Genomic DNA, 4168 nt, shown 5'->3' with positions numbered 1-4168 from the left:
GAATCGAGGATTTGTTCGGGACTATAGGGGCAGCTTTCGGCAAAGATAGCGGCCGGTAATTGGCTTTTTTGTCGGACTCGCTTCACTGCTTTGGGGTAAATAACGGCGATTCTGGTTAAAAAATAGTTATAAAGGGTTTTCGACTCCAATAAAAGTTCTAATTCCACCCGAAAGTTAGCGATTTCGTCCTGCCATCCCCGCGCACATCTTTCTCTTTCCTCCGGCCAGTATTGGTAGAGAAGCAGATGAATGAGCAATTGTAGGAGATAACTATCTACTTTATGTCTCTGTTCATTCCCCAGCGCTTCGATTTCTTCTTCGAGATGTTCCCAATCTAATACATCTGTCCGTCTTTGTCGCAGTTGTTTGGCCGTTTCTTCTAACCAAGCAAGATAGTCTTGTTCGTATAAGTCTTTAGTTGTCATACCCTATCCTGTTTAGTGCTGGTCAGGTATTAGGTTTTTATTTTCTTGACGCTTATCTAACCTAAAAAAAGAGGGTTCGCAGGCAGGCACGGATTCCCATTCTATATATAAGTATCTGTCAAGTGCGGGGATTTGTCAAGGATTTTTTTGAAAAAATCTGCCAGAATTTGGCCGGTAGGATAAGAGATTGTTTCACCTTTGCCTGTGGGCTACAATAAGCAGATGAGCAAGAGGATAGGATTACAGGGGTTTTGACAATGCGGTTACTACGGGTTCAAGTTCCTGACTTTCGAGTGTTAAAGAATATTGATCTTAGTTTCGAGAAAGACTTTTTTCCCCAGATATTCCCTATCGGTAGTCAAAATGGCGGTGGCAAAAGTACCCTTCTACAATTAATTTTTATCCTGCTTCATTGTTCTGGTGATCCAGAAAAGATAGAATATGTGGTAAATTTACTCCATCGATGTCAACTAGAAGATGAGTTAGAGCAGAAAACCCTGGCTATTTTTGAAATTCTAACCGACAATCGGGAAGAAGTAAAACTAGATTTTTTTATTTGCAGAGATGCTTATGTAAAAGACTTGGTATCTAATCTTGACGGACAAAAAGAAGATTTGGATACTGTTAACGTTGATGATTTAAAAAAATTACAGGACATTAAACAAAAAATCAAAAAGCTAAATGGCCAACGTGAAAGACTCAAAAATATTCAAGAAAAACTTACAACATTGAAGCTAGAAGATGAAACAGAAAGAAACAAATTAATTCGACATTTATTTACCCCAGAAGAACTCAATTTTTTATTTGATTTAGACATAATATCAACAATAGATATATACTTAGATGAATATCCAGCAAATTTTTTAGAGGTAATAATAAATTCTATTCAAGATAAACTGGGAATGACGAATGCTCAAATATACATTGATGCTCCTCAATCTCAAACATTACTTCAGCAAACAAAAATAATTAAAAATATTTTAGGAATAAATAGCTTAATATATCTTTGTCAAGCCAATAACCAGAAGAATCAAGAGATATTTTTGTTGTGTAAATTTATTCAAGCAACCCAAGAAGAATTTCAATTATTCATGAAAGAATTATCCTCAAAAATATTTTTAGCCGCACCTTCAACGCAAGTTTTTATCTTTTTACCTAAAGCTACTAACAAGAGTCTTTTTCAGATAAATCAAGGGAATCCAGACTCTAGTAACTATTATTTAGCCATGGCAGATATTAAAAAGAAACTTAGCAACTTATTTACCTACGATTTTCTGCCAGTTGAGCTATTGATTAATTACTTTATCATGGCTCGTGATCAAGATTTTGCCCAAGCTATAGAAACTGGTGAATATGGAAATAATTATCAACTAATACGGCAAAACTTAAATTCAATTTTATCCGACAAAGAAATTAATTTAGATAAAGATATATCGGGGATTACCTTTAAATTCAAAGGAGACACAAACGGAGAAGAATTATATCCAGAGGATTTGAGTCATGGGGAACTGAAGCGATTAAGTATCTATCTGTGGCTAAAGTATCGTAGGATAAAAGATGCGATTGTCTTGATGGATGAAATTGAGATTGCTCTCCATCCCGACTGGCAATATAAAATTATTGAGGACTTGCAGGAATGGGAACCTAGCAATCAATATATCTTTGCCACTCATTCCTATGAACTCTGTCAAGCTTTAACTCCCGCTCATGTTAAAGAGATAGAACCAAAACTATTGAAATAAAGATGGAGAAACTAACCCATGAGTCTTAAGGAAACGGAACTTTTAGAACATTGTCAATTTATTCTGGCAAACTGTCAAATTCGTAATAAATTTGTCATCCTCTGTGAAGGGGAAATCAAAAAAAATGCCGGCAGGTTATCTCCTCAATCCTATCGAGCTATGGCAGATTTTCCCGATGCTAATTTTTATAAAGCTTGTCTTCCTAGGGATTGGAGACAAAAGATACCGACTTTTTTTAACTGTGGTGATAGAAATGATGTTTTAAATACTTACTTTAATCTTTTGCGTTTGCATCAAGAGAACCCAGAAGCTTCTTATTTAAATCCCCAGCAACTGTTCGCTATCGTCGATTTAGACTTACAAAATAAACGTTTAGATGATTCCTATCCATTTAAGGATTTAGAGCAAATTTTTGAGGACTTATATAAAAAATCACTGATTAAAGTCAATCGGGTTGGACAGCATAGAATTTGGGTGACGGGATTGATTCATAAAGAGTGCTATTTTATTTTTCCCGATACTCATATTCAATCAATTCTTAGCGAACATTCGGCTGTTTATCAAAATTCCGCTGCTAGGCTAGAAAATATTTATCTTGATATGGCAGATAAAATTAAGGATGATGCCGATTTAAAAAATAATTTTTCCAGAGTTAAAGGGAGAATTTCTCATTGTCAAAACCTAGAACTATCGGAAGTGGAGAAATTACAGCTATCTTGGCAAAAACAATATCAAGTTAGCCACGACAATAGCCAATCGGAATTAGTGCTGGCTCTGTTGACTATCAAAAAAGCGAAGCAATATTGGTTACAAGTTGAACCTCCAGAGGACCATACATCACCCCCAGAAAGATATAGAGAACAACTGGCACTACAAATAGGAAGATTTTATGCTCACAATAGCGATAATCCAAGCTGCCATATTTCCCATCTCCTAAAACTGCTGAAGCTAGAACTCAACCCCAGGGAGCAGGAATAAATTTAATCGCATTATTTGACCTAAAAAAAGAGGGTTTGTAGGAAGGTACGGATTCCCATTCTATATATAAGTATCTGTCAAGGGCGGGGATTTGTCAAGGGTTTTTTATTGAGATTTTGTTAATCATCTCGAATACCGTGCATCATGGATTAGTAAACGCTCCGAAAGATTGGCAATATTCCAGTTTTCACCGTTATGTTGAAGAAGGAATTTATGATCAGATGTGGGGAGTTTCAGAAAAGCTGATCTTTGATAGTGATATTGGTATGGAATAAAATGTAGAAGTGAAACCCAAAAAATTAAGGTAAGAAATAAAGGCAATGTTGGGTTTCGTTACCTCAACCCAACCTACAGATCGGCGCTCGCACTACAGGATCAGCGATCACCTTTATCGAGAAGAAATAGCTACCTGCACATTCGGAGAAAAATTCTCGATTTTTCGAGAAGCATTAAGAATTTCAATCCCGATTACATTACCTGCTTGATCATAGTCAAGAATAACCCCCGGACTGATTGCCTCACTTTCTTCTACGGGTGTGTCATGCCAGGTAATTGTTAAAACGTCAACTTCAGCATCATATTTAGCTTTCATTTGATAGCTGCCTATATTTTTTAAGTTTACTGGTAACATATAGTGTAACAATTTTTTGAGGCTCAACTAAGTCATTAATGTAAATTCTCAGAAGATAAGTTTGATTGTTAATGGTGACAAACGTACCTTGATAAACTTTGAGTCCATCTTCTTCTAAAATTTGCTCAGGATTATTGAGGATGTCCTGCAATATTTTTAAAGAGATTTGGCGTTGAATAATTTTTTCTTCGGCATGGTGACTTAAAATAAAGTTCACGAGGATTTCGGAGTATTTTTTTGTAAGGGATTAGGGTTCTTCGGTTTGTCTTATGCAATGGACGGGGTTATAAGGAATGAAACCTTTATAGAGACAGACATTGCCGCAATTTTTGTCAATTGTTTGCGATCTGGAGCGAACTAATCAATTAAATCTCTTGCCAGATAAGGATTGA

5 protein-coding genes are annotated in these 4168 nt (G+C 35.9%); 2 read left to right on the top strand and 3 right to left on the bottom strand.

The features are described from left to right. Nucleotides 1-425, bottom strand: a 425-nt coding sequence (locus O9332_RS10095) for a DUF29 domain-containing protein (RefSeq protein WP_288025258.1), incomplete at its 3' end; no start/stop codon positions are given. 257 nt (nucleotides 426-682) lie between these two features. Between O9332_RS10095 and O9332_RS10090 the strand changes: the two genes are divergently transcribed. Together O9332_RS10090 and O9332_RS10085 are read left to right on the top strand one after the other, a co-directional pair. Then, complete coding sequence (locus O9332_RS10090) at nucleotides 683-2167, top strand: AAA family ATPase (RefSeq protein ID WP_288025255.1); 1485 nt, start codon at nucleotides 683-685, stop codon at nucleotides 2165-2167. A gap of 18 nt (nucleotides 2168-2185) precedes the next feature. Further along, on the top strand, nucleotides 2186-3145 hold the full coding sequence (locus O9332_RS10085; RefSeq protein ID WP_002757421.1) for a hypothetical protein: 960 nt from the start codon (nucleotides 2186-2188) through the stop codon (nucleotides 3143-3145). A gap of 388 nt (nucleotides 3146-3533) precedes the next feature. Here O9332_RS10085 and O9332_RS10080 read toward each other — a convergent pair whose 3' ends face one another. Further along, complete coding sequence (locus O9332_RS10080) at nucleotides 3534-3776, bottom strand: DUF2283 domain-containing protein (RefSeq protein ID WP_002757423.1); 243 nt, start codon at nucleotides 3774-3776, stop codon at nucleotides 3534-3536. Continuing rightward, on the bottom strand, nucleotides 3727-3993 hold the full coding sequence (locus O9332_RS10075) for a DUF4258 domain-containing protein (RefSeq protein ID WP_002757425.1): 267 nt from the start codon (nucleotides 3991-3993) through the stop codon (nucleotides 3727-3729). The genes O9332_RS10080 and O9332_RS10075 overlap by 50 nt, the downstream gene beginning before the upstream one ends. Between the last annotated feature and the right edge of the window lie 175 nt (nucleotides 3994-4168).

This window comes from Microcystis sp. LE19-10.1B (assembly GCF_027530565.1).
Lineage (GTDB): Bacteria > Cyanobacteriota > Cyanobacteriia > Cyanobacteriales > Microcystaceae > Microcystis > Microcystis aeruginosa.
This window is presented reverse-complemented; position numbering and strand designations above follow the sequence as displayed.